Source organism: Sphingomonas sp. (assembly GCF_036388215.1).
Lineage (GTDB): Bacteria > Pseudomonadota > Alphaproteobacteria > Sphingomonadales > Sphingomonadaceae > Sphingomonas.
In genome coordinates this window covers 122,206-147,447 of sequence record NZ_DASVSH010000001.1, presented here as the reverse complement: position 1 = coordinate 147,447, position 25,242 = coordinate 122,206, and the positions used below count along the sequence as shown (strand labels likewise).

Sequence of the window (25,242 nt, the reverse complement as noted above, 5' to 3'; positions counted from 1 at the left end):
CCTTGACCGGGTCGCCGACCATCAACGGCACGATGTGCGTGGTCGATGGCATCACCGGCAGGTCTGCCTCGGCGAAGATCGCCTTCAGCAGCGCGGCATTCGCCTGCTGCGCTTCCCGCTCCACCGAGGAGGTTTTCAAGTGGCGGACGCTTGCCAGCGCCCCCGCCACCAGCACCGGTGAGAGCGAGGTCGTGAAGATGAACCCGGGCGCGTAGCTGCGGATCACGTCGACGATGTTACGGTCCGCGGCGATATAGCCGCCCATCACGCCGAACGCCTTGCCCAGCGTGCCTTCGATGATGGTGAGGCGGTGGGCGACCTCGTCACGCTCCGAAATGCCGCCACCGCGGGCGCCGTACATGCCGACGGCGTGAACCTCGTCGAGATAGGTGATCGCATTGTAGCGGTCCGCGAGATCACAGATCTCGGCGATCGGCGCCACGTCGCCGTCCATCGAATAGACGCTCTCGAACGCGATCAGCTTGGGCAGTTCCGGGTCGGCCGCTCCCAGCAGCTCTTCCAGATGCGCCATGTCGTTGTGGCGGAAGACCTGCTTCTCGCAACCGGAATTGCGGATGCCCGCGATCATCGATGCGTGGTTGAGCTCGTCCGAATAGACGATGCAGCCCGGCATCAATTTGGCGAGCGTGTGGAGGGTGGCTTCGTTCGAAACATAGCCCGAAGTGAACAGAAGCGCGCCTTCCTTGCCGTGGAGGTCGGCAAGCTCGTGCTCGAGCTGGATATGATAATGCGTGTTGCCGCCGATGTTTCGCGTGCCGCCCGAGCCCGCTCCGACATCATGGAGCGCTTCCTCCATTGCGGCGATCACCTTTGGGTGCTGGCCCATCGCGAGATAATCGTTCGAGCACCAAACCGTGATCGGCTTGGGCCCGTTATGCCCCGCAAAACAGCGCGCATTAGGATAGGCGCCCTTGTTGCGCAGGATATCGATGAAGACCCGGTAGCGCCCCTCGGCATGCAGCCGGTCTATCGCCGACGAGAATACCCGCGAATAATCCATGGCGGGCGCGGGGATGGACTGGTCACGCATGATCTTCGCCCTCTAGACGCAAATTCAGGCGATTTCCAGCGGTGGCGGCCGGCAAAATCGTTCACGCCGCCGTTCCGATCCGTGCTTCGCTAAAAGTTCCCGCAAAATAACGATCATCCATAATTGGCTAATCCGCATTAACGTGCGCGGGCGCCAAATCCGCTAGATCATGTGCTCAAGCGGGGGCGACTCGCGATGAACAAGCTGCGGAGCTGAAAGACTCCGCACTCTCGATTGCAAACAGGAGCCTGATCATGTCGAGTCATGATTTCGATTATTATGCCCGCCGCGTCGAGCAGGAGCGCAGGAGCGCCGCGCGCGCCGAGGATCGGACTGCGAAGCGGGTCCATGAGGAAATGGCCGCGCGCTATACCGAGCGCCTGAGCGAACTGGCGCCGATGCGCCTGCATATCCTCGCCTAAAGCGCTTCAACCGTATCGAGTCCGTACTTTTCGAGTGCGGGCGCAAGTCTCCGGGCGGCCGTGTCGAGCCGCGTGAACACCGCCCGCCCCGCAGGCCTTTCACCGGACCATCGCTGCCCCCGCGTCAAATGCGCCACGCGCCGCGCTATCCCCGCCCCGCCATCGACGAAGCGCACCGGATGCGGCGCGGCCGCGGCGAGCTCCGCCTCCAGCAGCGGGAAATGCGTGCAGGCGTTGACGATCACGTCGAGCCGTTCGCCGCCTGGCTGATCGAACAATCCGTTCAGCGCGGCGCGCAGCCTCGCGCGCGGGGGCGGCTCCCCACGAAGCGCAAGCTCGGCCATTTCCACAAGCTCGGCGGAGCCATGGCGCAGCACGACGCAGTCTGCCGCGAAGCGCGCGGCCAGATCATCGACATAAGGCTGGCGCACCGTCGCCTCGGTACCGAGCACGCCGATCACGCGCGTTTCGCTCAATTCAGCGGCGGGCTTGATTGCGGGGACAGTGCCGACGATCGGAATGTCCAGCGCGGCGCGAACATGGGCCAGGGCGATCGTGGAGGCGGTGTTGCATGCGATCACGATCAGCCGCGGATCGTAGCGCTCCGCCAGTCGCCCGAGCAGCGCGGGGACCCGCGCGGCGATTTCGGCTTCGCTGCGCGTGCCATAGGGAAATCCCGCGGAATCCGCGACATAGACCAGCGGAGCCTGGGGCAGCAGCGCCGCGGTGGGCGCGAGCACCGACAGGCCGCCCACGCCAGAATCGAAGAATAACAGGGGACGCGCGTCGGGCATAGGGCTCGCTAGATCGAGATTATTGCGCCCGCTTACGGGAGCGCCTAGCCTGCGCGCAAGAAGGGGGCGGGGTGCAAAGCGAAATCCTCTGGGTGGCTCCGGCCGCCGCGATCATATTGGGCTATCTGCTCGGCTCGATCCCGTTCGGGCTGCTGCTTACCCGCATGTCCGGCGGGGGCGACCTGCGCCAGATCGGCTCGGGCAATATCGGCGCCACCAACGTGCTGCGCACCGGCAAGAAGGGGATCGCCGCGGCGACCCTGCTGCTCGATCTCGGCAAGGGCGCGGCGGCGGTGCTGCTCCCCGAATGGTTCTTCCCCGGAATGGCCGTATTGGGCGCGATCGGAGCCTTCCTGGGGCATTGCTATCCCGTCTGGCTCAAGTTCAAGGGCGGCAAGGGCGTGGCGACCATGATGGGCATCGTCCTGGCGCTGCATTGGCCTGCCGGGCTTGTCTATGCCGCGGTCTGGCTGGGGCTGCTCGCAGCGTCGCGCGTATCCTCGCTCGCAGGCATGGGCGCGGCGGTAAGCGCGCCGGTGAGCGCTGCGTGGTTCGGTCGGATCGATCTGGTCGTGCCGCTGCTGGCAATGACCCTGATCGTGCTGTGGAAGCACCGCGATAATATCGATCGGCTGCTGAGCGGGACGGAGCCGCGCATCGGCCGCGAGAAAGATGCCTGATCCTCGCGAGGCGCGACTGCGCCTGCTGCGCTCGGGGAACATCGGACCGGTGACCTATCGGCAGCTGACCGCGCGCTTCGGCAGCGCCGAGGAGGCGATCGAGGCGCTGCCGATGCTCGCGGCGCGGGGCGGCGGGCGCGCGCCCAGGATCGCCGATGCGGATGCGGTGCGGCGCGAGATCGCCACGGTGGAAAAGCTGGGCGCGCAGTATCTGTTTCTGGGTGACGCGGATTATCCCGCGATGCTGGCGGAGACCGAAAGCGCGCCGCCCGCGCTTATCCTGCGCGGAGAAGTGGCGCTGCTGGCGCGAAGCTGCGTCGCGATGGTCGGCGCGCGCAACGCTTCCGCCGCGGCTTGCCGCTTCGCGCGGCAATTGGCGCTTGGGCTGGCGGATTCGGGTGTGACCGTGGTCTCGGGGCTGGCGCGCGGGATCGACACGGCGGCGCATATCGGCTCGATCGAGGGCGGCACGGTCGGCGTCATCGCCAGCGGCATCGATATCGGTTTCCCGCCCGAGAATCGCGACCTGCAAGAACGGGTGGCGACCGAAGGCCTGCTGCTCGCTGAGCAACCGCCCGGCACCGAGCCGCTCGCGCGCTTCTTCCCCTCGCGCAACCGGATCATCGCGGGGCTGGCGCTGGGCACCGTGGTGGTCGAGGCCGCGCCGCGCTCGGGTTCGCTGATCACTGCGCGGCTCGCGGCGGAGGCGGGCCGCGAAGTGATGGCTGTCCCCGGTTCACCGCTCGACCCCCGCGCCCAGGGGTGCAATTTGCTCATCCGCGAAGGAGCGACGCTCGTGCAAAGCGTGGACGACATCCTCGAAGCGATCCGCCCGATCGACGCCCGCGTCGTGCGCTCGCCGGCGAGCGGCTGGGATGGTCCGCCCCCCGAAGACGCCAGCGACACCGAGCGCCGCGCGATCGCGGGCTTGCTCGGCCCGGTGCCCGTCGCCGTGGACGAACTGATCCGTCAATCGGGCCTGGCGCCCCCGGCGGTCCAGACGGTGCTGCTCGAACTCGAACTGGGTGGGCGCCTGGAGCGCCACGCCGGCGGTCGCGTCAGTCTTCGCTAGGCGCCGGCGGGTCGCGAACGAGCCGCCGCACCACCATCGATCCCGCCACTGGCCCGAACACCAGTATCGCCAGCACCCAAATCGGCGCGACGAAGGTGAGCGCGGCTGCCACGATGCCCAGGACGATCGGTAGCCATGCGCCATAACGCAGGCGGCGCACGACCACCGGATCATGGTCGTCCGCCAGCAGCGTCGGCCTCAAAGCCAGTCGCATCAAATTGAGGTTGAGCAGGCCCAGGACGACCAGCCAGCCCAGATAGAAGAGCGTCGCGGTCTTGAGGTTCACATATTCGCTGAATACCGCCGTGGGGAACGGCATGAACGCGACGCCGAGGAGCAGCAGCAGATTGGCGAAGGTCAGCCGCTCGTCGGCGCGCGCCAGCTGGCCGAACAATCTGTGGTGCCCCAGCCAGAAGCGGCCGATCACGAAGAAGCTGACCAGGAAGCCGATATAATTGGGAATCAGCCCTAGCAGCGCGCGCCCCAGTTCTGCCTCGTTCGCTCCATGCAGCGCGGGCGGGCGGATCTCGATCACCAGCAGCGTGATCGCGATCGCGAACACCGCGTCCGAAAAGAAGGTCAGCCGCTCGAGCAGCGTTGCATCGCGATTCTTGCCCATGCCCCCAGCCTGCCCGCTTGACGCGCCTCTCGGCAAGTCCCCACCTTACACGCGTACACGTGAGGACCACCCTGTTTCATGCAATTAGTCATCGTCGAATCGCCCGCCAAGGCGAAGACCATCGAGAAATATCTGGGCAAGGACTATCGCGTCCTCGCTTCCTACGGCCATGTCCGCGACCTGCCGGCGCGCGACGGTTCGGTCGATCCCGACGACGGTTTCGCGATGCAATGGGAGGCTTATGCCGACAAGGGCAAGCAGCTCAAGGCGATCACCGATCTCGCCAAGACCGCCGATCGCCTGATCCTAGCGACCGATCCGGATCGCGAAGGCGAAGCGATTTCGTGGCACGTCCAGGAAGTGCTGCGGCTGAAGAAGGCCCTGCCCGCCGAAGTCGAGCGCGTGACGTTCAACGCAATCACCAAGCCTGCGATCCTGCACGCAATGCAGCATCCGCGCGAACTCGATACCGATCTGATCGACGCATACCGCGCCCGTCGTGCGCTCGATTATCTGGTGGGATTCACGCTCTCGCCGGTCTTGTGGCGCAAGCTGCCGGGGGCCAAATCGGCGGGACGCGTGCAATCGGTCGCGCTTCGGCTGATCGTCGAGCGCGAGCGCGAGATCGAGGGATTCCGGCCTCAGGAATATTGGTCGGTCACTGCCGAGATGGAGCAGGACGGCACCGGTTTCCAGGCGCGGATGGTCAAATATAAGGGCGACAAGATCGATCGCCTCTCGATCGGCGACGGCAAGACCGCCGAGGCGGCGAAGGCCGCGGTCGAGCAGGGGCGCTTCTCGGTCGTCTCGGTCGAGACCAAGCCGGCGATGCGCAACCCGCCGCCGCCCTTCACCACTTCGACGCTGCAACAGGAGGCCGCGCGCAAGCTCGGTTTCTCGGCCAGCCATACGATGCGGATCGCGCAGGGCCTCTATGAAGACGGCGCTATCACGTATATGCGCACCGACGGCGTCCAGATGGATGGCGACGCGATCCAGCAGGCGCGCAAGGCAGTCGTGAACCGCTATGACGGGCATTACGTCCCCGAAAAGCCGCGCCAATACACCGCCAAGGCCAAGAACGCGCAGGAAGCGCATGAGGCGATCCGCCCCACCGATTTCGGCAGGGACAATTATGGCGGCGGCGATCATGCGCGGCTGTACGAGCTGATCTGGAAGCGCGCGCTGGCGAGCCAGATGGCGAGTGCGCGGATGGAGCGCACGTCGATCGACCTGGAGGACGCCACCGGCCAGCACGGCCTGCGCGCCACCGGCCAGGTCGTGCTGTTCCCGGGCTATCTGGCGCTCTACGAGGAAGGGCGGGACGATGAGGGCGACGAGGAGTCTCGCCGGCTGCCCAAGCTTAGCGAAGGCGCGACCCCGGCGAAGAAGGCGGTCAACGCCGAGCAGCATTTCACGCAGCCCCCGCCGCGCTTTTCGGAGGCGTCGCTGGTCAAGCGGCTCGAGGAACTCGGCATCGGCCGCCCTTCCACCTATGCCTCGATCATCCAGGTGCTCAAGGACCGGACCTATGTCCGCGTCGAGAAGAACCGCTTCTTCGCCGAGGAGAGCGGCCGGCTGCTGACTGCGTTCCTCGAGCGCTTTTTCGAGCGCTACGTGAATTACGATTTCACCGCGGGCCTGGAGGAAGAGCTCGACGAAGTCTCGGGTGGGCGCGCCGAATGGCAGGCCGTGCTGGAGGCGTTCTGGAAGGACTTCAAGCCGCGCACCGCCGATGTGATGGAGCAGAAGCCGTCGGAGATCACCGCGGCGCTCGACCAGTTCCTCGCGCCCTATCTCTTCCCGCCCAATGCAGACGGCGGCGATCCGCGGCTGTGCCCCAATTGCGGCGAGGGCCAGCTCGCGCTGCGCGGCGGCAGGTTCGGCGCGTTCGTCGCGTGCTCGAACTATCCGGATTGCAAATATACGCGCCGCTTCGCTCAGCCCGGCGGAGAGGGAAGTGAGGATACGGGTCCGCAGGTGCTCGGGGTCGATCCCGAGACCGGGCTAAATGTCGAGCGCAAATCGGGGCGTTTCGGGCCTTATATCCAGCTTGGTGAAGAAAAGGACGCAAAGCGCGCCTCGATCCCTAAGGACGTCGAGCTCGATCTGGAAATGGCGCTCAAGCTGCTGAGCCTACCGCGCACTGTGGGCAATCACCCGGAGAGCGGCAATCCGATCACTGCCTCGATCGGCCGTTACGGCCCCTATCTGGCGCATGACGGCAAATATGCGCGGCTGGCCTCGACCATCGAAGTGTTCGAAACCGGCATGAACGCGGCGGTGGTCAAGCTGGCGGAGGCTGCGGCGAATGGCGGACGCCCCGCTCGGGGCGCGGCGCGCGAGCCCCTCAAGATCCTCGGCAAGCATCCGCGCACCGAAGCGGAGATCAAGCTGATGGAGGGCCGCTACGGGGCTTATGTCACCGATGGCGAGACCAATGCGACTTTGCCCAAGTCGATCGACCGGGATCAGCTGACGCTGGAAGAGGCCGCGCAGCTCATCGATGCGAGAGCGGCGGCGGGGCCCGCAAAGGGCAAGGGAAAGAAGAAAGCCGCGCTGAAGAAGAAGGCGCCGGCGAAGGCTGCGGCGAAGAAGAAGTAGATCCTCCCGTTCCGGGGAAGACAAAGATATCAGGCCGCCCGAGCCTGCGTCTGCACCAGCCACGCGCGCGCGGCCTTCTGGGCCTCGATGATCTCGCGCGCGGTCATGTCCTCGGCGATTTCGGCGCGGCATTCCATGGCGCGCTCGCTGCCGGACATTGCCGCCAGGTTGAACCATTTATGCGCTTCGATCAGGTCGACATCCACGCCCTCGGCCCCGCTCGAATAAACCATGCCGAGATCGTAGCACGCGTCGCTGTCGCCGCGCGCCGCATCGCGGAGCCGGCTTTCGATCAGAAACTGCGCGCTCTTGAAACTGCTGCCCATGTCGTCACCCCTTCCACCCCCTCTTGGGTAGGTGCAGGGTTTCGCAGCCTATCTCACAACAAATGGTTAACGGCGTTAACCGTGATTATTCATAGCTCACGGCGATGTTGTCGATCAGGCGGGTTCCACCGATTCGCGCCGCGGCGAGCAGGCGCATCGGCTGGCCTTCGATAGGGGACCCAAGCGTCGCCGCGTCGCGCAGTTCGACATAATCGACATCGAAACCCGCCGCGCTCAACGTGTCGATCGCCTGCGCCAGCGCCGCCGCGGGATCACCGCCGGTAGCGATCGTCCGCTCGGCCGCGCCCAATGCGCGCGGAAGGGCGACGGCCTTGGCGCGGTCTTCGGGCAGGAGGTAAGCATTGCGCGAGGAGAGCGCGAGGCCATCATCCTCACGCTGCGTCGGAACGCCCTGAATCGCGATGCCGAGTTTCAAGTCGGCGGCCATCCGCCGGATGACCGCGAGCTGCTGCCAGTCCTTCTCGCCGAACAGCGCGACATCGGGCCGCACCTGGCCGAACAGCCGCGCGACCACGGTGGTCACGCCATCGAAATGCCCGGGCCGGTGCGCACCATCGAGCACATTGCCGATCTCGCTCGCGCGCACATCGATTTCCGGACCGCCCGGATACATTTCTTCGACGCTCGGCAGCCACAACAGGTCCACCCCGGCCCCCGCGAGCAGCCGCGAATCCGCCAGTTCTTTGCGGGGATATTTGCCGAAATCCTCGCTCGGCCCGAATTGCGTGGGATTGACGAAGATCGAGACGACGACGCGATCAGCCGCCAGCTTGGCTTCCTCGACCAGCGCGATATGCCCGGCATGCAGCGCCCCCATCGTAGGCACGAACGCCACGCGCTCCCCGGCGGCGCGGAAGCCCGAGATCGCCTCTCGCAATTCTTCGAGCCGACGGATGGTTTGCACGCGTTAACACTTTCGATACAAAGGGAGCGCGGCCTTCTATGGGGGAGGGGCGGCACGATCAATAACGGAAGTTGGCTGATTTTGAGCGACGGATCGAAGCGACTGCACGTACTGGTTTTCGCGAACGAGAAAGGCGGCACGGGCAAGTCCACCACCGCGGTCCACGCGGCGATCGCGCTGGCGTTCAAGGGCGCGCGCGTCGCGTGCTTCGATCTTGACCACCGCCAGCGCACCATGGGCCGCTATCTGGACAACCGCGCCGAGACGTGCCGCCGCACCGGGCGCGCGCTGCCGATGCCCGTCTATGAGACGCATGACGGCGAAAGCATGGATTTCTTTTCCTCCACGCTCGAGCGGCTGGGCGAAGACGCCGATTTCCTCGTGATCGACACGCCGGGCCGTGACGACAAGTTCGCGCGCATCGCGGTCACCAATGCCGACACGCTGGTCACGCCGATGAACGACAGCTTCGTCGATTTCGATTTGATCGGGCAAGTCGATCCGGAGACCTTCCGGGTTTCGCGGCCCAGCTTCTATTCCGAGCTGATCTGGGAATCGCGCAAGCGCCGCGCCAAGGTGGATGGCGAGACGATCGACTGGGTCGTCCTGCGCAATCGCATGCAGCATATCGAAGCGCGCAACATGCGGCGCGTTTCCGAGGCGATCGACCAGCTTTCCAAGCGCGTCGGCTTCCGGGTGATTTCGGGGCTTTCGGAGCGCGTGATCTATCGCGAGCTCTTCCCGCAGGGGCTGACGATGCTCGATTCGGGCGAGTTCGGCGAAATGGGGCTGAGCCACGTCGCGGCGCGCCAGGAATTGCGCGAAATGATGGGCGGCCTCGCGCTTCCCGAAGTCGCCTTGCCGCTGTTCGCCTGATGGGAAAGGCGATCCTCGCCGCTTTGATCATCGCGGCGGTCTGGTATTTCTTCGTCAAGCCGCGGCCCAAGCCCGTGTTGAAGCCGATGCGGTCCTTGTCCGAGGACGAGGCGCGCGCAACGCTCGGCGTGGGGCCGGATGCCGATGCGGAAGCGATCCGCGCCGCACACCGCCGGCTGGTGACCGCGCTCCACCCGGACAAGGGCGGCTCGGCGGAGCTTACGCGGCGGATCAATGCCGCGCGGGACACGCTGCTGCGCTAGCCCGGGTTGCAACTTCCCTCGCGCTGGCGGATTAGGCGCGCAATCCCGTTCTCCCGGAGGCACCATGACTCACCGTTTCGACCCCACTTCGCTGCGCGAATACGACATCCGCGGGATCGTCGGCGAGGCGCTGGGTCCCGACGACGCGCGCGCCATCGGGCGCGGCTTTGCCACCTTGCTTCGCCGCTCGGGGGGGCGACGCGTGGCCGTTGGCTGGGACGGGCGCGTTTCGTCGGAGATGCTGCGCGACGCGCTGATCGCGGGCTTGACCGCCTCGGGCTGCGACGTGGTACGCACCGGCATGGGGCCCACGCCCATGCTCTATTATGCCGAAGCGACCCTGGAAGTGGACGGCGGCATCCAGATCACCGGCAGCCACAATCCAGGCAATTACAATGGCTTCAAGATGGTGTTCAATCACCTGCCGTTTTTCGGTGATGACATCCAGACGCTCGGCAGGCTGGCCGCCGAAGGCGATTGGGAGGATGGCGACGGCAGCGAGACCGTCACCGATGCCGATATCGAAGACCTCTATGTCGGGAGGCTGTTCGCGGGCTATGCCGGTGGAACCTTCCGCATCGGCTGGGATGCCGGAAACGGCGCCGCAGGCCCGGTTATCGAGAAGCTCGTCAAGCTGCTGCCGGGCGAGCACCACACGCTCTTCACCGATGTGGACGGCAATTTCCCCAATCACCACCCCGATCCGACCGAGGAAAAGAACCTCGCCGATCTCAAGGCGCTGGTCGCCGAGAAGCAGCTCGATTTCGGCCTGGCATTCGATGGTGACGGCGACCGCGTTGGCGCGATCGACGGACAGGGGCGGGTGATCTGGGGCGATCAATTGCTTTCGATCCTGGCGGTCCCCGTGCTCCGCAAGGCGCCGGGCTCGACGATCATCGCCGACGTCAAGGCCAGCCAGATGCTTTACGATCGCATCGCGGAATTGGGCGGTGAGCCCTTGATGTGGAAGACCGGCCACAGCCTGATCAAGACCAAGATGAAGGAAACGCACGCGCCGCTGGCGGGCGAGATGAGCGGCCACATCTTCTTCGCGCAGGATTATTACGGCTTCGACGACGCGCAATATGCTGCAGTCCAGCTGATCAATGCCGTCCATGTCATCGGCAAATCGATGACCGAGATACGCAGCGAGATGCCCGAATTCATCAACACGCCCGAGATGCGCTTCCAGGTCGATGAAAGCCGGAAGTTCGCCGTGGTGGAAGAAGTCCTCGCGCGCCTCGAAGCCGAAGGCGCGGATGTGAACCGCACCGATGGTGCGCGCGTGAACACAGCGGACGGCTGGTGGCTGTTGCGCGCATCGAACACGCAGGACGTGCTGGTCGCGCGCGCCGAAGCGAAGAGCCATGAAGGCCTTGCCCGGCTGATGGCGATGATCGACGCGCAGCTCGCCGCAAGCGGCTTGGAGCGCGGAGAGACCGTAGGGCACTAAAAGCTCCCTCTCCCTTCGGGAGAGAGGGAAGGGGCCCGCCGCGAAAAGCGGTGGGAAGGGTGAGGGCAGAGGTCTATCCTCACCCTTCCGCCGCTTTGCGGCTCCCTCCCTCTCCCAAAGGGAGAGGGAAATTGACTCGCATTTCCCCCTCATCCCCCCCACCTAGCCCGCAATGCCGCCGCCCCAGCCCTTCCTAATCCGCGTTATCGATCTCGAGACCACCGGCGACAAACCGCCCGCGCATGGCGTGGTCGAGATCGGCTGGCAGGATGTCGCGCTGGGGCCTGACGGGCGCTGGGAATTATATGGCGAAGGCGGCAACCGGATGGTCAATCCGGGCCGGCCGATCCCGCCGCTCACCATGGCTATCCACCATATTCGCGACGAGGATGTCGCCGATGCGCCGTGGTGGCACGATGTCGCGCGCCCGGTGCTCGATCCATGGCCTCGCCGCGTGGCGCTGGCCGCGCATCGGGCGAGCTTCGAACAACAATTCTGCACGGCCTCGCTTACGCGGGGAGCGGATTGGATATGCACCTATAAATGCGCGCTCCGGCTATGGCCGGGGAGTCCGCGTTTCTCGAACCAGTTCCTGCGCTATTGGCGGATGCCGGAGGGCATGGAGCATGAGCGCGGCCTGCCCGCGCACCGCGCATTCCCGGATGCCTATGTAACGGCGTTCCACCTGCGCGACATGCTGAACGAAGCGAGCGTCGAGCAGTTGATCGCATGGTCGAACGAGCCCGCGTTGGAGCCGCGGGTGCGCTACGGCCCCGAGCGCGGCCGCGAATATGCCGAGCTGGACGAGGATGTGCTGGCCGCGTTCATGAACGATCGCGACGCCGATATCCGCTTCAGCGCCGCGACCGAAATGGCGCGCCGCCAGGGCGGCGGTGCCGTGAAGCGCAGCAGCGTGCCGGTGCAGGATCTGCTACTTTAAGCGCTTGCGATGTAGGATTTCACCTGCTTGGCTGAGCCGGTCGGCACTCCCGACCGCTCTTTGAAATCGTCGATCCGCAAACCCCATGGCCAGTGCGAACATTGGGAACATTGGCATGTGCGCAAACCGCGCATTGGCCTAAACTTCGCCTAAACTTCCGCGCTCAGCGCCGCCCCGCAATCAGCGCGCGGATGCCTTCCAGCACCCAGCCATAGACCAGGTGCGATGCCGCGCCATAAGCGTGGGTGGCCAGCGGCGTATCCTCGGGTCCCGGCCCCAGATCGGCGGTGGGGACGATGGCTTCGTCGAGCAGCGCCGCGGTCGCGATGCCGTAAGCGCTGCCGAAGCCGGCGCTGGCCTTCGAGCGATATTCGGTGAGCACGCCGTAAATGCCGCCCAGCACCGCGCCCGTGATGTAATGCACCGCTTGCCCGGCAGACTCGCGATACGCCTCGGGGGCGGGATCGCCGGTCACCATTTCGCTGGCCTTGTCCGCGGCCTTGACCGTGGCCGGGTCCTCGTCGCTGCCGTCATCCGGCAGCAGCTTCTGCGCCTGCGACTGGAACGCAGCCATCGCGGCGGACGCGACAAGCCCTGCCGCGACGCCCACCAGCAGGCCGAGAACGGGCCGGGGCTTCGCCATCAATATGCGACGCGGACCGCGGTGAGCCTTCGCTTGGCGAGGAATGCTTGGACGCTGTCGCCGCCCGCCAGATGCCCCGCGCCGACCGCGAGGAATACGGTGCCGGGCTTGGCCATGCGCGCCTCGATCCATTCCGCCCATCGCGCATTGCGATCCGCAAGCAGGATCTTCCCGATCTCGGGAGTCTCCCGCATGCCTTCGTTCATCGTCCTGGCCAGCGCATCGGGATCGCCGGCGGACCAATTGGCGACCATCGTATCCAGCATCTCTCCCATCTTGGCATAATCGTCCACGGTCGCGACAAGGAACTTCACCTGCAGCGGCTCGGGCAGCGAATCGAAATAGCCGAGCTGCTGCTCCGGGGTCTCCAAGCCGATCACCGGCTTGTTGGCCGCCTTGGCGGCGGCGCTCAGCGTGCGGTCCGCTCCGCTCTCGGGATTATAGCCGAGCTTGGGAAGTCCCGCGACGCTAAGCGTTATCGCCGCGAACCAAGGATCGAACCGATCCAGCGCGGCGGAGGGCAGGCCGACATCGGCCGCCGCCTTGGCATAGGCCTCGCGCTTTTCGGCGGGCAGCTTCTCGGTCAGCGTAGGGCCCGTGGGGTTGAGCGCCATCTTCATGACCAGGCCCTGCATTGCCGCCATCTCGGGCTCGACCATCTCGAGCACCAGCTCGTCGCTCTTGTCGAATGCGGCCTTCACCCCTTCGTCGAACCAGGTCATTCCGGGCTTCAGGACGTGGACCGTCCCGAACAGGTAGATCGTCGTATCGGCATCCTTCACCGCCCAGAGCGCGGGATCGGCATCCTTTGCCTCCTGCGCGTGCGAAGCCGGGGCGAAAAGCAGAGCGAACGCGGCGAACGCGGCGCAAGAAAGGCGGGTCAGCATCTTGGGGGTGGGCTCCGGTGTGAATTCGCAGCGATGCTAGCAGGATAAGGCGGGCTAGACGAGTTCCTTGAGCGGCGTCTCCGCATCGGCCAGGCGCGCGGGATCGTGTCGTGCCGCTTCCGCCACCAGCCTGCGGCCCTGGACATAATCCCTGACCGAATTGACGCAGTCGAGCGCAATCACGCGGCCCGCGGCGAGATAGATCACCGAGAAGCTGCGAGTGGCCGGATCGCCGCGTACGACGGTCTGGTCATGCCCGGCGGAAATGCCCACGGTCTGAAGCTTGAGGTCGTACTGGTTCGACCAGAACCAGGGGACCGCATCATAGCTCGCCTCAACCCCACAGATCGTCTGCGCCGCAACGGTCGCCTGGTCGTTGGCGTTCTGGACCGATTCGAGGCGGATCATGCGGTCGCCGGCATGGGGATTGGCGTGGAGCGTGCAATCGCCGATCGCATAGATGTCGGGTAGCGAAGTGCGGCATTGCGCATCGACCAGCACGCCGTTGCCGCCCCGCGCACCGGCCTCTAGCAACGGCCCGACCGCCGGCTCGATGCCTATGCCTACGATCGCCATTTGCGCCGCGATCACTTCGCCACCGGCCAGGCGCACCCCGGCTACACGCTTGCCGCCCTCTATGCATTCGACCTGGACGGCGGTGCGAATGGTCACGCCGTGCGCGCGGTGCTCGGCTTCGAAGAAGCGCGACAGCGGCTCGCCGGCGACGCGGGCCAATACCCGGTCCTGCGCTTCGAGCACGGTGACGTGCTTGCCGAGCTTGGCAAGCACCGCGGCGGCCTCGAGCCCGATAAAGCCGCCCCCGATCACCGCGACTTGCCCCGTCTCGGGCAGCTCGCGCATCACCGCATCGACGTCTGCGCGGGTGCGCACGGTGTGGACGCCGGCGAGGTGATGGCCGTCACAGGTTATGCGGCGAGCCTTGCCGCCGGTCGCCCAGATCAGCGCACGATAAGCGATGGTTTCGCCATCGGCAGTCGTCACGCAACAGCCCCCTGGATCGACCGAAGCGACGGTGCGTCCAGTGAGCATCGTCACTTGCCGTTCTTTCCAAAAGGCAGCCGGGCGGATCAGCAGCCGCTCGAACGGCTTTTCGCCGCTCAGATATTCCTTGGAAAGCGGCGGGCGTTCATAGGGCAGCTCCGGCTCGTCCCCAATCAGCGCTAGGCTCCCCTGGAACTTGTTCTGCCGAAGCGCGATCGCCGCCTGCGCCCCGCCATGGCCCGCGCCTACGATCAGGACATCGTACCGGCTCATGCCTTCAGGCGCTCGGCGTGCCAGGCGACGTGTTCGGCCAGGAAGGTCGAGACGAAATAATAGCTGTGATCGTATCCCGGCTGGATGCGCTGGGTTAGCGAAATGCCGGCATCGCGGCACGCCGCTTCCAGCAGATCGGGCCTGAGTTGTTCGGTCAAAAAGGTATCCGCCGAGCCGGTATCGACGAGCAGTTCGGGCAGCCGGGCGCCATCCTCGATCAGGGCCACCGCGTCATGAGCGCGCCACGCCGCAGGGTCCTCGCCGAGATAACCGGCGAGCGCCTTCCGGCCCCATGGAACCTGGCTCGGGGCAGCGATCGGGGCGAATGCGGAGACGCTCCGGAAGCGCTCCGGGCTGCGCAGGCCAATCGTCAGCGCGCCATGCCCGCCCATCGAATGGCCGGTAATGCCCTGTGCGTTCATATCGGCAGGGAACTCCGCGGCGATCAGCGCCGGCAACTCGCTTTCGAGATAGGTGCGCATCTGGAAGTGTTCCGCCCACGGCGCCTCGGTCGCGTCCACATAAAAGCCCGCGCCCTGCCCGAAATCGTATGCCGAATCATCGGGCACGGCTTCCCCGCGCGGCGAGGTATCCGGCGCGACGAAGATGATGCCATGCTCGGCGCAGGCGCGGCGATACTCGCCCTTGTCCGTTACATTGGCGTGCGTGCAGGTGAGGCCCGACAGAAACCAGAGCACCGGCAGCTTCCGCCCCTCTTCATGCGGCGGGACATAAACGGAGAAGGTCATGTCGGTGCCGGTGGAGGTCGAGGAATGGCGATAGACGCCCTGGGTTCCGTCATGCGCCCGGTTCGAGAGCGCGATCATGCCGATCGATGAATCGCACACAGCTTGTTGCCATCGGGATCGCGCACATAGCCGAGGTGCATCGTGCCGAGGGCGCCGCCATCGCGCGGGCCCGGAGGGCCTTCGATTGACTGGCCCCCGCGCGCTACTCCAACGTCGTGAAACTGCACCACCTGCTCGGGGGAATCGCATTTGAACCCGATCGTGCCACCATTGGCGAAAGTCGCGGGTTCGCCGTTGATCGGCTCGGAGATACAGAGCGTGCCGCCATTGTGCCGGTAGAACAAGCGCGTGTGCCCGCTCGCCGCCACGTTGCGCAGCGGCTCGCCAGCGAAGCCGAGCGTGCCGAGCACGGCGGTGTAAAAGACTTTCGACCGCTCAATATCGTTGGACCCGATGACGATGTGATTGAACATTAGCCGCTCCTTAGACCTAATAGACCACTACGCTGCGAATGCTTTCGCCGGCATGCATCAGTTGGAACCCCTTGTTGATCTCGTCCAGTGACAGGACGTGCGTAATCATTGGGTCGATTTCGATCCTGCCGTTCATATACCAGTCGACGATCTTGGGCACATCGGTCCGCCCCTTCGCTCCCCCGAATGCCGTGCCCCGCCAGTTGCGGCCGGTGACGAGCTGGAAGGGCCGGGTGGCGATTTCCTTGCCCGCTTCAGCCACGCCGATGATGATACTGGTCCCCCAGCCGCGATGGCATGCCTCCAGCGCGGTGCGCATCACTTCGGTGTTGCCGGTGCAATCGAAGGTGAAGTCGGCGCCGCCATCGGTGAGCGCGAGGATTTCAGCGACGGTCTCATCGCGCGATTTGCCGCGTCCGTCGATGAAGTCGGTCATGCCGAAGCGACGGCCCCATTCCTCACGGTCTGGATTGATATCGACGCCAATGATCTTGCCCGCGCCGGCCATCCGCGCGCCCTGGAGCACATTGAGGCCGATCCCGCCCAGCCCGAACACCACCACATTGTCGCCGACCTGGACCTTGGCAGTGTTTACTACCGCACCGACCCCGGTGGTGACGCCGCAGCCGATATAGCAGCTGGTCTTGAACGGCGCGTCTTCGCGGATTTTCGCGACGGCGATCTCGGGTAGCACGGTGAAGTTCGAGAAGGTCGAGCAGCCCATATAATGGAAGATGGTCTGGCCCTTATGGCTGAACCGCGTGGTGCCATCGGGCATCACGCCCTTGCCCTGGGTCGCGCGGATCGCGGTGCAGAGGTTGGTCTTGCCGCTGAGGCACGATTTACACTGGCGGCATTCGGGAGTGTAGAGCGGGATGACATGATCGCCGGGCTTCACACTGGTGACGCCGAAGCCGATTTCGCGGACGATCCCGGCGCCCTCATGGCCCAGCACCGAGGGGAAGATGCCCTCGCTGTCGAACCCGTCGAGCGTGTAGGCATCGGTATGGCAAATGCCGGTCGCCATGATCTCAACCAGCACCTCGCCGGCCCTCGGGCCTTCCAGGTCAAGCTCGACAATCTCCAGCGGCTGCTTCGCTTCGAATGCGACCGCGGCGCGCGTCTTCATGGCTAACTCCCAACTCTACGGGGCTCGACTAGCTGGAGACGCTGGGAAGGTCGAGGCCTGCCTTGCGCGCCGCGTCGATCGCTTGCGGATAGCCCGCATCGGCGTGGCGCATCACGCCGGTCGCGGGGTCGTTCCACAGCACACGCTCCAGCCTGGCCGCAGCCTCGGGCGTGCCGTCGGCGACGATCACCATTCCCGAATGCTGCGAATAGCCCATGCCGACGCCGCCGCCGTGGTGGAGCGACACCCAGGTCGCGCCGCTAGCGGTGTTGAGCAATGCGTTGAGCAAAGGCCAGTCGGAAACGGCGTCGGAGCCGTCCATCATCGCTTCGGTCTCGCGATTGGGGCTCGCGACCGAGCCGCTGTCGAGATGATCGCGACCGATCACGACTGGGGCCTTGAGCTCGCCGCTCGCGACCATTTCATTGAACGCGAGGCCGAGCCGGTGGCGGTCACCCAGGCCCACCCAGCAGATCCGCGCAGGCAGGCCCTGGAAGTGGATGCGCTCGCGCGCCATGTCGAGCCAGCGGTGAAGGTGTGCGTCGTCGGGCAGCAGTTCCTTCACCTTGGCGTCGGTCTTGTGGATATCCTCGGGATCACCGGAGAGCGCAACCCAGCGGAAGGGGCCGACGCCGCGGCAGAAGAGCGGCCGGATATAGGCGGGGACGAAGCCGGGGAAATCGAAGGCGTCTACTACGCCCTCGTCGAACGCTACCTGGCGGATATTGTTGCCGTAATCGACTGTCGGCACGCCCGCTGCGTGGAAATCGAGCATCGCCCGCACGTGGACCGCCATCGAAGCCTTGGCCGCCTTGGCGACCTTGTCTGGTTCGCTCTCGCGCTCGGCGAACCAGCGTTCGAGGGTCCAGCCCTGGGGCAGGTAGCCATTGATCGGGTCGTGCGCAGAAGTCTGGTCAGTCACCAGATCGGGGCGCACACCGCGGCGGACCAGTTCGGGATAGATATCGGCGGCGTTGCCTAGCAGCCCGACCGAGATCGGCGTCTTGGCATTGGCTACGATCTCCAGCGCTTCCTCCACGCTGTCGGTAGCGCGGTCGAGATAGCCGGTTCGGAGACGCATCTCGATCCGGCTTGGCTGGCACTCGACCGCGAGGCACGAAGCTCCCGCCATTGTCGCCGCCAACGGTTGAGCGCCGCCCATCCCGCCCAGGCCCGCCGTGAGGATCCATCGCCCCGCCAGGCTACCGCCATAATGCTGGCGGCCCGCTTCCACGAAGGTCTCATACGTGCCCTGCACGATCCCCTGGCTGCCGATATAGATCCAGCTACCTGCGGTCATCTGGCCGTACATCATCAGCCCGGCGCGATCGAGTTCGTGGAAATGCTCCCAATTCGCCCATTTGGGCACGAGGTTGGAATTGGCGAGCAACACGCGCGGGGCGTTTTCGTGGGTGCGGAAGACGCCGACGGGCTTGCCCGACTGGATCAGCAGCGTTTCGTCGGCTTCGAGGCGGCGCAGCGTCTCGACGATCCGGTCATAGCTTTCCCAATCCCGTGCGGCCCGGCCGATCCCGCCATAGACAACCAGCTCCTGCGGGTTCTCGGCCACGCAGGGATCGAGATTGTTCATCAGCATCCGCAAGGGCGCTTCGGTAAGCCAGCTCTTCGCGCTCAGCTGGCTGCCGGTGGCGGCCTGGATGTGGCGGGCATTGTCGAGGCGAATCATTCTTGGCCTTTCGCGAAGCATATTGCGGCGGCGAGGATGCGGCCGAGATCGTCGCGCAGGGGCGCGGCGCGAGCTGGATTCCAGCGGGGTGGCCAATTGGTCTCGCCGGGTTCGCCCGCCGGCTCATCCAGATAGGCGCGCATCGCGATTTCCATCTGGATCGCGTGGACGCCGCTCTCCGGCCGGCCATAATGCCGCGTCGTCCAGCCGCCGCGGAAGCGGCCGTTAAGGATATGGCTGCGGCTCGCGCTCGCCGCGAGCACCACGTCGCTCAGCGCGATGTCGCAGGTCTTGCCCATGTCTGTGCCGATGTTGAGTTCGGGAAGCTCGCCTTCGAAGAGGCGCGGGACCTGGCTGCGGATCGAGTGGCAATCATAGAGGACGACGCGCGGGTGCAGCGCGCGCAGGCGGGCGATCTCCGCCGCGATCGCCTCATGATAGGGTGTGAACCAAGCCATGCGCGCAGCCGGATCGGGCGTGATGCCGTCGCGGTAGAGGGGATGGCCGTCAAAAGTCTGGGTGGGGCACAGGCCGGTGGTGGTCTGGCCGGGGTAGAGCGACTTGCCGGAGGGATCGCGATTGCAATCGATCACGCTGCGCGAGATGTCGGTCCATATCTTCGTCGCGTCGGCCAGGCCGTCATAGAGTTCATGGATATGCCAGTCCGCGTCCCGGATGGCCCACCAATGCGAGCGGAACTGGCCGGCTATCTCTGCCGGAATTACGCTGCCGCCATGCGGGAACGCCAGGATCAGCGGCGTGTCGCGGCGTTCGACATGGAGCCAGGTCAAACGCTCATTCCAGGAAGATCCCCGGCAGCTTCGAGGAAATCGGGCGAGCGGATCAGTGTTGCCGCGGCCTCCATGTCGGGGGCCATGTGGCGATCGTGATCCAGCGTCGGCACTCGGGAGCGGAGCGTTTCGCGTACCGCTTCGATGGGCCGGCTCGACTTGAGGGGTGCGTGGAAATCGCAGCCCTGTGCGCCAGCGAGCAATTCGATGGCGAGCACATGATGGACGTTGGTGGCCATTTCGATCAGGCGCCGTGCGCCGTGCGCGGCCATCGAGACATGATCCTCCTGATTGGCCGATGTAGGGATCGAATCCACGCTGGCGGGATAGGCGCGCTGCTTGTTCTCCGAGACCAGAGCGGCGGCGGTAACCTGTGGGATCATGAAGCCGGAGTTGAGGCCCGGCCGGGGCGTCAGGAACGCAGGCAGGCCGGACAGCGCAGGATCGACCAGCATTGCTATGCGCCGCTCCGCCAGGCTGCCGATCTCGCACAGGGCAAGCGCGATCATGTCGGCGGCGAAAGCCACGGGCTCAGCGTGGAAATTGCCTCCCGAAAGCGCTTCGTCGGTATCAGGGAAGATCAGCGGATTATCCGACACGCCATTGGCTTCGGTGACCAGCGTATCCCCGGCCTGCCGCAGCAAGGTGAGCACCGCGCCCATCACCTGGGGCTGGCAGCGCAGGCAATAGGGATCCTGCACGCGGCTGTCGTCCACCGAGTGCGAGGCGCGGATGGCAGAGCCAGCCATCAGGCCGCGCAGCGCATCGGCGGTCTCTATCTGGCCGGCATGGCTGCGCAGCGCATGGATGCGGTGATCGAAGGGGGTGTCCGACCCCTTGGCGGCTTCAGTGGAGAGCACGCCGGTGATCAAGGCCGCGCGATAGAGGCGCTCGGCCTCGAACAGAGCGGCCAGCGCATAAGCGCAGGAGAATTGCGTGCCGTTGAGGAGCGCGAGGCCTTCCTTTGGGCCTAGTCCGAGCGGGGCGAGGCCCGCTTGCGCCAATGCATCGGCGGCGGGCAGGCGCGCGCCGTGCACGAAAATCTCGCCCACCCCGATCATCGCGGCGGCCATATGCGCGAGCGGGGCGAGATCGCCGGATGCGCCAACCGATCCCTGTGCCGGGATCACCGGGGTCAGGCCCTTTGCAAGCATTGCTTCAAGCAGATCGACGGTGGCGGGCCCGACGCCCGACGCCCCCCGCGCGAGGCTGGCCAGCTTCAGCGCCATCATCAGCCGCGCGATGGAAACGGGCATGGGTTGCCCGACGCCCGCGGCGTGGCTGAGCACGATGTTGCGCTGGAGCGCCGCCAGGTCCTCGCTCTCGATCCGCACGCTGGCGAGCTTTCCGAAGCCGGTGTTGATCCCGTAGACGGGCTCGCCGCGCGCCAGGATGCGCGCGACCGCGGCGGCGCTCCCGGCGATGGCGGGGCGGCAGGCGGGATCGAGCCGCACGGCCGCGCCCTGATAGATGTCGCGCCAATCCGCATAGGGCACGGCGCCCGGGGTCAGCAGCATCGGCCGTCCTTCACGCGCATATGCAGCGGGTTGAAGCCGATGCGGTAGACCAGCTCGGCGGGATCGCGGATATCCCAGATCGCGAGGTCGCAGGCCTTGCCAGGATCGAGCGTGCCGATCTCGTCCGCGAGGCCCAGCGCACCGGCGGCGTTTACCGTCACCCCGCGCAGGGCCTCGGTAACCGTCAAGCCAAACAGGGTGGCGCTCATGTTGAGCATGAGCAGCAGCGAAGTCGTCGGTGAAGTACCCGGGTTGCAATCGGTGGCGATGGCGATCGGCACGCCGTGCGCGCGGAACAGGCCGACTGGGGGCAAATCCGTCTCGCGCATGAAATAGTATGCCCCCGGGAGCAGCACCGCGACCGTGCCAGCCGCGGCCATCGCGCGTATATCGGCTTCGCTGGCATGTTCGAGATGATCGGCGGAAAGCGCGCCGTGGCTGGCGGCGAGGCTCGCGCCGCCCAGAGCCGATAGCTGCTCGGCGTGAAGCTTTACGGGAAGGCCGGCGCGCCGCGCGGCAGCCAGCACTCGGCCCGATTGCTCAGGCGTGAAGCCGATGCCTTCGCAAAACGCGTCGACCGCATCTGCCAGGCCGACCGATGCGGGGATCATCTCGTCGCATACCAGATCGACATAGGCAGCTGCACGGCCCGCATATTCGGGCGGAACCGCGTGCGCGCCAAGCAGCGTCGGCGTCACGCGCACATCGCGAACATCGCCCAGAGCGCGGGTGGCGCGGAGCATCTTCAGCTCGTCCTCGACGGTCAGGCCGTAGCCCGATTTGATCTCGATGGTGGTGACGCCCTCGGCCAGCAGCGCATCGAGCCGGGGGAGTGCGGTTTCGACCAATTCGGCCTCGCTCGCCGCGCGGGTGGCGCGCATCGTCGAGAGGATTCCGCCGCCGGCGCGGGCGATCTCCTCATAGGATGCGCCTTCGAGCCGCATCGCCCATTCGTTCGCGCGGTCGCCGGCATGGACGAGGTGCGTGTGGCAATCGATCAGCCCCGGGGTGATCCAGCGGCCTTCGCAGTCTATCGTTTCGGCGGCCTTGGGAGCACTTCCACTCGGCCCTGCATAAACGATGCGGCCGTCGCGGCAGGCGATTGCGCCATCCTCGATCAGACCTATGCCGTCGCCGGCCATCGTCGCGAGTCGGGCGTTGGTCCAGAGCCGATCCATGGGACGATGTTGCGCGGGAGGCCGGATTATGTCTAGACATAATGTGCGGGAGGCTTGTCGATGGCGCATCTCTGGTTCGAAGGCGCGTTGCTTGAAGAGGGCTGGGCCAGCCGCGTGCGCATCCAGATTTTGGATGGAGTGATCGCTTCGATCGAGAGCGAGGTTTCGCCGCAGCCCGCCGATGCGCGGCACGGCGTCGCGCTGCCCGGCCTGTGCAACGTCCATAGCCACGGGTTCCAGCGCGGCATGGCGGGACTCTCGGAGCGGCGCGGGCGGCCGGACGACGATTTCTGGAGCTGGCGCGAAGTGATGTACCGCTTCCTCGACCGGCTGACGCCTGACGACATCGCCGCGATCACCGCGCAGGCCTATGTCGAAATGCTCGAAAGCGGATTCACGCGCGTCGGTGAGTTTCATTATCTGCATAATGACGTGGACGGGCGTGCCTATGCCGATCCGGCCGAGACTGCGGGCGCGATCGTTGCGGCGGCTGAGGCGAGCGGAATCGGGCTGACGCTGCTCCCGGTATTCTACGCGCACGGCGATTTCGGCGGGGCAGCTCCTGCGCCGGGGCAGCGGCGCTTCCTGAGTGATCGGGACAGCTTTGCACGGCTGGTCGAAGCGAGCCGGGCCAAGCTGCCTGGAGATGCGCTGCTCGGCATCGCGCCGCATTCGCTGCGTGCGGTCACCCCCGGCGAACTGCACGCGATCCTGCCACTGGCCGAGGGCGGGCCGATTCATATCCACGCCGCGGAGCAAATGAAGGAAGTCGAGGCATGCATCGCGTGGAGCGGCGCGCGTCCGGTGGAATGGCTGCTCGTTAATGCGCAGGTGGATGCACGCTGGTGCCTGATCCATTCGACCCACCTTACCGACAGGGAATGCGACCGGCTCGCGGCGAGCGGAGCGGTGGCGGGGCTTTGCCCGGTGACCGAAGCCAATCTGGGCGACGGCATATTTCCCACGATCCGCTATCTCGAAGCCGGCGGCCGCATCGGGATGGGCACGGATTCGAATATTCTGATCGACGCGCCGGGCGAGCTGCGCGCGCTGGAATATTCGCAGCGGCTGGCGCACCGGCGGCGCGCCTTGCTGGCGGACGAGGCCGTGCCTTCGGTGGGACGCAGCTTATTCGATGCAACGCTGGCGGGCGGGGGGCGGGCGCTCGGCGCAACCGGCGGGCTGCTTGCCGGCGCACCGGCGGACATCGTTGCGCTCGATGCGCAACATCCCGCGTTGGCCGGCGCCGATGGCGACAAGCTGCTCGACGCCTGGATTTTCGCTGCCCGGCACGGCGCAGTCGAAAGCGTCTGGCGCAGCGGGCGCAAGTGCGTCTCGGGCGGGCGGCACGTCGCGGCCGAAGCCGTGGCGCGGCGCTACCGGGCGACGGTGGCCGCGCTGGCGTGACGGTCGAGGAGCGCATCCGTTCGGATATCGAGGCGCGCGTCCATTCGGGGGCGTGGCGGCCCGGCGACCGTATCCCGTTCGAGCATGAATTGGTCGCGGCCTATGGCTGCTCGCGCGGCACGGTGAGCAAGGCGCTGACTCGGCTGGCGCGTGCCGGGTTGATCGAGCGGCGGCGCAAGGCGGGATCGTTCGTCGCCGATCCGCAGGTGCATTCTGCAGTGCTTGAAGTGCCCGATCTCGCGCGGATGATCGCGGCGCGCGGCGAGCAATATCGCTGGGAATTGCGCGGACGATGGTCTGCCGAGGAGCCCGGCTTTGGATCGGCGCTGTTCGTCGAAGGCCTGCACCATGCGGGCGACAAGCCGTTGTGCCTAGAAAGCAGGTTGATCTCGCTGGCGGCGGTGCCACAGGCCAGCGAGGAGCCCTTTGCCCAGGTATCACCGGGCGGGTGGCTGTTGCAGCACGTACCATGGACGCGGGCGCGGCACGAAATTCGCGCAATTGAGGCCACCTCGGCGCAGGCTGGGCTTCTGGATATGACCGGCGCCAAGGCCTGCTTGCTTATCGAGCGCTGGACTTGGCGGGTGGACCAGCCAGTCACCCGGGTCGAGCAGCTATTCCCCGGCGACCGCTATGATCTCACAGCCGAGTTCAAACCTGGCGCGAAGTGAAGGCCGCTTCGGCCTGCTCGTGGATTCGGTGAGAACGCCAGCGCAGCAGCATCCCGACGATGGCCGTGACCACGCCTGTTGCCAGGCACGTTGCCAGCAGCGGGTCTTCCCAGGCCGTTTTCAAGCTGACAATGCCCAGCATCAGGACACTGATCACCGAGGAAAGATAGCCCCAGCCCTTAAGCCGGGAAGCGGCATGCAACTTCGAATTTCGCAGGCTCATGGCTTCGGGTTAGCGGCTGAGATACTCGCGTACTTTTTCGGCCGAACTTCCCACGGCGTCCACCGCTTCCTGGAGGCGCTCGGGAGTCACGCCCAGGCTCTCGCTCCAGTCGCGGACCTCATAATCCTCCGACATGTTGATCCGGGCGCGGTCCTGCACGCCACTATTGTTCTTGTCGTCTGCCATTGTGCTCTCCTCTTGGGGCAATTAATTCCTCGGAGGGCAAGCTGTTCCCCCGATTCGGTCGGTTTAATTGAGGTTAGGATGCGCGTAGGCGCGTCGTAATTCGTCCTAATCTACATTTATTCCCGCAACCTTCCGATTTTTCACGGCTTTTTCTAGAATGGCTCACTATTATTTCAGCTACGGCGCGGCCTCCGGCGCGCAAGTTACCTGGCCCAAGGCGCGGGAATTTCCTGACTTGGGCTCGGCGCTTTTCGCGGCGCGGCGCGCGGCCCAAGCGGTTGTCCGCATCCGCAATCACCAGGCACCGGGCCGCATGGATGGGCACCTGGAGATCCAGGACGACCTTCAGCGGCCGGTGGCCCGAATCCTATTGGCGGAAATAAGACGCCAGACTTCCTGAA

General features: G+C 65.7%; 28 protein-coding genes. 11 read left to right on the top strand and 17 right to left on the bottom strand.

Annotation, left to right across the window (positions count from 1 at the left end):
• A partial coding sequence (hemA, locus tag VF617_RS00725; RefSeq protein WP_331012938.1) for a 5-aminolevulinate synthase occupies positions 1–1,021 on the bottom strand: 1,021 nt, incomplete at its 3' end.
• 284 nt (positions 1,022–1,305) lie between these two features.
• Here hemA and VF617_RS00720 point away from each other — a divergent pair.
• Positions 1,306–1,473: a hypothetical protein gene (locus tag VF617_RS00720; RefSeq protein WP_331012934.1), complete on the top strand. Its 168-nt coding sequence runs from the start codon at positions 1,306–1,308 to the stop codon at positions 1,471–1,473.
• Here VF617_RS00720 and murI read toward each other — a convergent pair.
• Positions 1,470–2,267, bottom strand: a complete 798-nt coding sequence (murI, locus tag VF617_RS00715) for a glutamate racemase (protein WP_331012933.1) — start codon at positions 2,265–2,267, stop codon at positions 1,470–1,472. The genes VF617_RS00720 and murI overlap by 4 nt on opposite strands.
• 71 nt (positions 2,268–2,338) lie before the next feature.
• Here murI and plsY point away from each other — a divergent pair, with 71 nt between their 5' ends.
• Together plsY and dprA are read left to right on the top strand one after the other, a co-directional pair.
• Entirely contained in the window at positions 2,339–2,947 is a 609-nt protein-coding gene (gene plsY, locus VF617_RS00710; RefSeq protein ID WP_331012932.1) for a glycerol-3-phosphate 1-O-acyltransferase PlsY, read from the top strand.
• Positions 2,940–4,019, top strand: a complete 1,080-nt coding sequence (gene dprA, locus VF617_RS00705) for a DNA-processing protein DprA (RefSeq protein ID WP_331012931.1) — start codon at positions 2,940–2,942, stop codon at positions 4,017–4,019. Before plsY ends, dprA begins: the two co-directional genes overlap by 8 nt.
• On the opposite strand, the gene VF617_RS00700 is transcribed toward dprA, so the two are convergent.
• Positions 4,006–4,638 (bottom strand): TMEM175 family protein, encoded by a 633-nt coding sequence (locus VF617_RS00700; protein WP_331012930.1) that lies wholly within the window; start codon positions 4,636–4,638, stop codon positions 4,006–4,008. The two genes, dprA and VF617_RS00700, sit on opposite strands and share 14 nt — an antisense overlap.
• Before the next feature lie 78 nt (positions 4,639–4,716).
• Here VF617_RS00700 and topA point away from each other — a divergent pair, with 78 nt between their 5' ends.
• Positions 4,717–7,242: a type I DNA topoisomerase gene (topA, locus tag VF617_RS00695; protein ID WP_331012929.1), complete on the top strand. Its 2,526-nt coding sequence runs from the start codon at positions 4,717–4,719 to the stop codon at positions 7,240–7,242.
• A 29-nt stretch (positions 7,243–7,271) separates the two neighbouring features.
• Here the strand turns inward: topA and VF617_RS00690 are convergent, their stop codons facing one another.
• Together VF617_RS00690 and panC are read right to left on the bottom strand one after the other, a co-directional pair.
• A complete protein-coding gene (locus tag VF617_RS00690) occupies positions 7,272–7,568 on the bottom strand; it encodes an SEL1-like repeat protein (protein WP_331012928.1) in 297 nt (98 codons plus the stop codon).
• An 85-nt stretch (positions 7,569–7,653) separates the two neighbouring features.
• Positions 7,654–8,493 carry a pantoate--beta-alanine ligase gene (panC, locus tag VF617_RS00685; RefSeq protein ID WP_331012927.1) on the bottom strand — a complete coding sequence of 280 codons (840 nt, stop codon included), beginning with the start codon at positions 8,491–8,493 and terminating at the stop codon, positions 7,654–7,656.
• Positions 8,494–8,574: 81 nt separating this feature from the next.
• Between panC and VF617_RS00680 the strand changes: the two genes are divergently transcribed.
• From VF617_RS00680 to VF617_RS00665, 4 genes are all read left to right on the top strand, one after another.
• Positions 8,575–9,369: a division plane positioning ATPase MipZ gene (locus tag VF617_RS00680; protein ID WP_331012926.1), complete on the top strand. Its 795-nt coding sequence runs from the start codon at positions 8,575–8,577 to the stop codon at positions 9,367–9,369.
• The gene (locus tag VF617_RS00675) at positions 9,369–9,632 is read left to right on the top strand and encodes a J domain-containing protein (RefSeq protein WP_331012925.1); all 264 of its coding nucleotides are present in this window, start codon (positions 9,369–9,371) and stop codon (positions 9,630–9,632) included. The genes VF617_RS00680 and VF617_RS00675 overlap by 1 nt, the downstream gene beginning before the upstream one ends.
• A 64-nt stretch (positions 9,633–9,696) precedes the next feature.
• Positions 9,697–11,085, top strand: coding sequence for a phosphoglucomutase/phosphomannomutase PgmG (gene pgmG, locus VF617_RS00670; protein ID WP_331012924.1), 1,389 nt, complete (start codon positions 9,697–9,699; stop codon positions 11,083–11,085).
• Between the two features lie 172 nt (positions 11,086–11,257).
• On the top strand, positions 11,258–12,025 hold the full coding sequence (locus tag VF617_RS00665; protein WP_331012923.1) for an exonuclease domain-containing protein: 768 nt from the start codon (positions 11,258–11,260) through the stop codon (positions 12,023–12,025).
• Between the two features lie 163 nt (positions 12,026–12,188).
• Here the strand turns inward: VF617_RS00665 and VF617_RS00660 are convergent, their stop codons facing one another.
• The 10 genes from VF617_RS00660 to hutI are packed head-to-tail and all read right to left on the bottom strand — an operon-like array spanning position 12,189 to position 22,354.
• A complete protein-coding gene (locus VF617_RS00660; RefSeq protein ID WP_331012922.1) occupies positions 12,189–12,668 on the bottom strand; it encodes a DUF1440 domain-containing protein in 480 nt (159 codons plus the stop codon).
• Entirely contained in the window at positions 12,668–13,555 is an 888-nt protein-coding gene (locus VF617_RS00655) for a TraB/GumN family protein (protein WP_331012921.1), read from the bottom strand. Before VF617_RS00655 ends, VF617_RS00660 begins: the two co-directional genes overlap by 1 nt.
• 54 nt (positions 13,556–13,609) lie before the next feature.
• Positions 13,610–14,830, bottom strand: coding sequence for an NAD(P)/FAD-dependent oxidoreductase (locus tag VF617_RS00650; protein WP_331012920.1), 1,221 nt, complete (start codon positions 14,828–14,830; stop codon positions 13,610–13,612).
• A complete protein-coding gene (gene fghA, locus VF617_RS00645; protein WP_331012937.1) occupies positions 14,827–15,657 on the bottom strand; it encodes an S-formylglutathione hydrolase in 831 nt (276 codons plus the stop codon). Before fghA ends, VF617_RS00650 begins: the two co-directional genes overlap by 4 nt.
• Complete coding sequence (locus VF617_RS00640; RefSeq protein ID WP_331012919.1) at positions 15,654–16,052, bottom strand: VOC family protein; 399 nt, start codon at positions 16,050–16,052, stop codon at positions 15,654–15,656. The genes fghA and VF617_RS00640 overlap by 4 nt, the downstream gene beginning before the upstream one ends.
• 16 nt (positions 16,053–16,068) lie before the next feature.
• Entirely contained in the window at positions 16,069–17,181 is a 1,113-nt protein-coding gene (locus VF617_RS00635) for an S-(hydroxymethyl)glutathione dehydrogenase/class III alcohol dehydrogenase (protein WP_331012918.1), read from the bottom strand.
• 28 nt (positions 17,182–17,209) lie between these two features.
• Positions 17,210–18,868 (bottom strand): urocanate hydratase, encoded by a 1,659-nt coding sequence (gene hutU, locus VF617_RS00630; RefSeq protein WP_331012917.1) that lies wholly within the window; start codon positions 18,866–18,868, stop codon positions 17,210–17,212.
• A complete protein-coding gene (gene hutG, locus VF617_RS00625; RefSeq protein WP_331012916.1) occupies positions 18,865–19,659 on the bottom strand; it encodes an N-formylglutamate deformylase in 795 nt (264 codons plus the stop codon). Before hutG ends, hutU begins: the two co-directional genes overlap by 4 nt.
• Complete coding sequence (hutH, locus tag VF617_RS00620) at positions 19,656–21,176, bottom strand: histidine ammonia-lyase (RefSeq protein ID WP_331012915.1); 1,521 nt, start codon at positions 21,174–21,176, stop codon at positions 19,656–19,658. The genes hutG and hutH overlap by 4 nt, the downstream gene beginning before the upstream one ends.
• A complete protein-coding gene (hutI, locus tag VF617_RS00615; protein WP_331012914.1) occupies positions 21,167–22,354 on the bottom strand; it encodes an imidazolonepropionase in 1,188 nt (395 codons plus the stop codon). The genes hutH and hutI overlap by 10 nt, the downstream gene beginning before the upstream one ends.
• A gap of 60 nt (positions 22,355–22,414) precedes the next feature.
• On the opposite strand from hutI, the gene VF617_RS00610 reads away from it, so the two are divergent.
• Together VF617_RS00610 and VF617_RS00605 are read left to right on the top strand one after the other, a co-directional pair.
• Positions 22,415–23,761, top strand: a complete 1,347-nt coding sequence (locus VF617_RS00610) for a formimidoylglutamate deiminase (protein WP_331012913.1) — start codon at positions 22,415–22,417, stop codon at positions 23,759–23,761.
• Positions 23,758–24,432, top strand: a complete 675-nt coding sequence (locus tag VF617_RS00605; protein ID WP_331012912.1) for a UTRA domain-containing protein — start codon at positions 23,758–23,760, stop codon at positions 24,430–24,432. The genes VF617_RS00610 and VF617_RS00605 overlap by 4 nt, the downstream gene beginning before the upstream one ends.
• Here the strand turns inward: VF617_RS00605 and VF617_RS00600 are convergent.
• Together VF617_RS00600 and VF617_RS00595 are read right to left on the bottom strand one after the other, a co-directional pair.
• Positions 24,413–24,655, bottom strand: coding sequence for a hypothetical protein (locus VF617_RS00600; protein ID WP_331012911.1), 243 nt, complete (start codon positions 24,653–24,655; stop codon positions 24,413–24,415). The two genes, VF617_RS00605 and VF617_RS00600, sit on opposite strands and share 20 nt — an antisense overlap.
• A 9-nt stretch (positions 24,656–24,664) precedes the next feature.
• Positions 24,665–24,841 carry a DUF3606 domain-containing protein gene (locus tag VF617_RS00595; RefSeq protein ID WP_331012910.1) on the bottom strand — a complete coding sequence of 59 codons (177 nt, stop codon included), beginning with the start codon at positions 24,839–24,841 and terminating at the stop codon, positions 24,665–24,667.
• 157 nt (positions 24,842–24,998) lie between these two features.
• On the opposite strand from VF617_RS00595, the gene VF617_RS16485 reads away from it, so the two are divergent.
• Positions 24,999–25,241, top strand: a complete 243-nt coding sequence (locus tag VF617_RS16485) for a DUF6894 family protein (RefSeq protein ID WP_414713925.1) — start codon at positions 24,999–25,001, stop codon at positions 25,239–25,241.
• Position 25,242 lies beyond the last annotated feature (1 nt).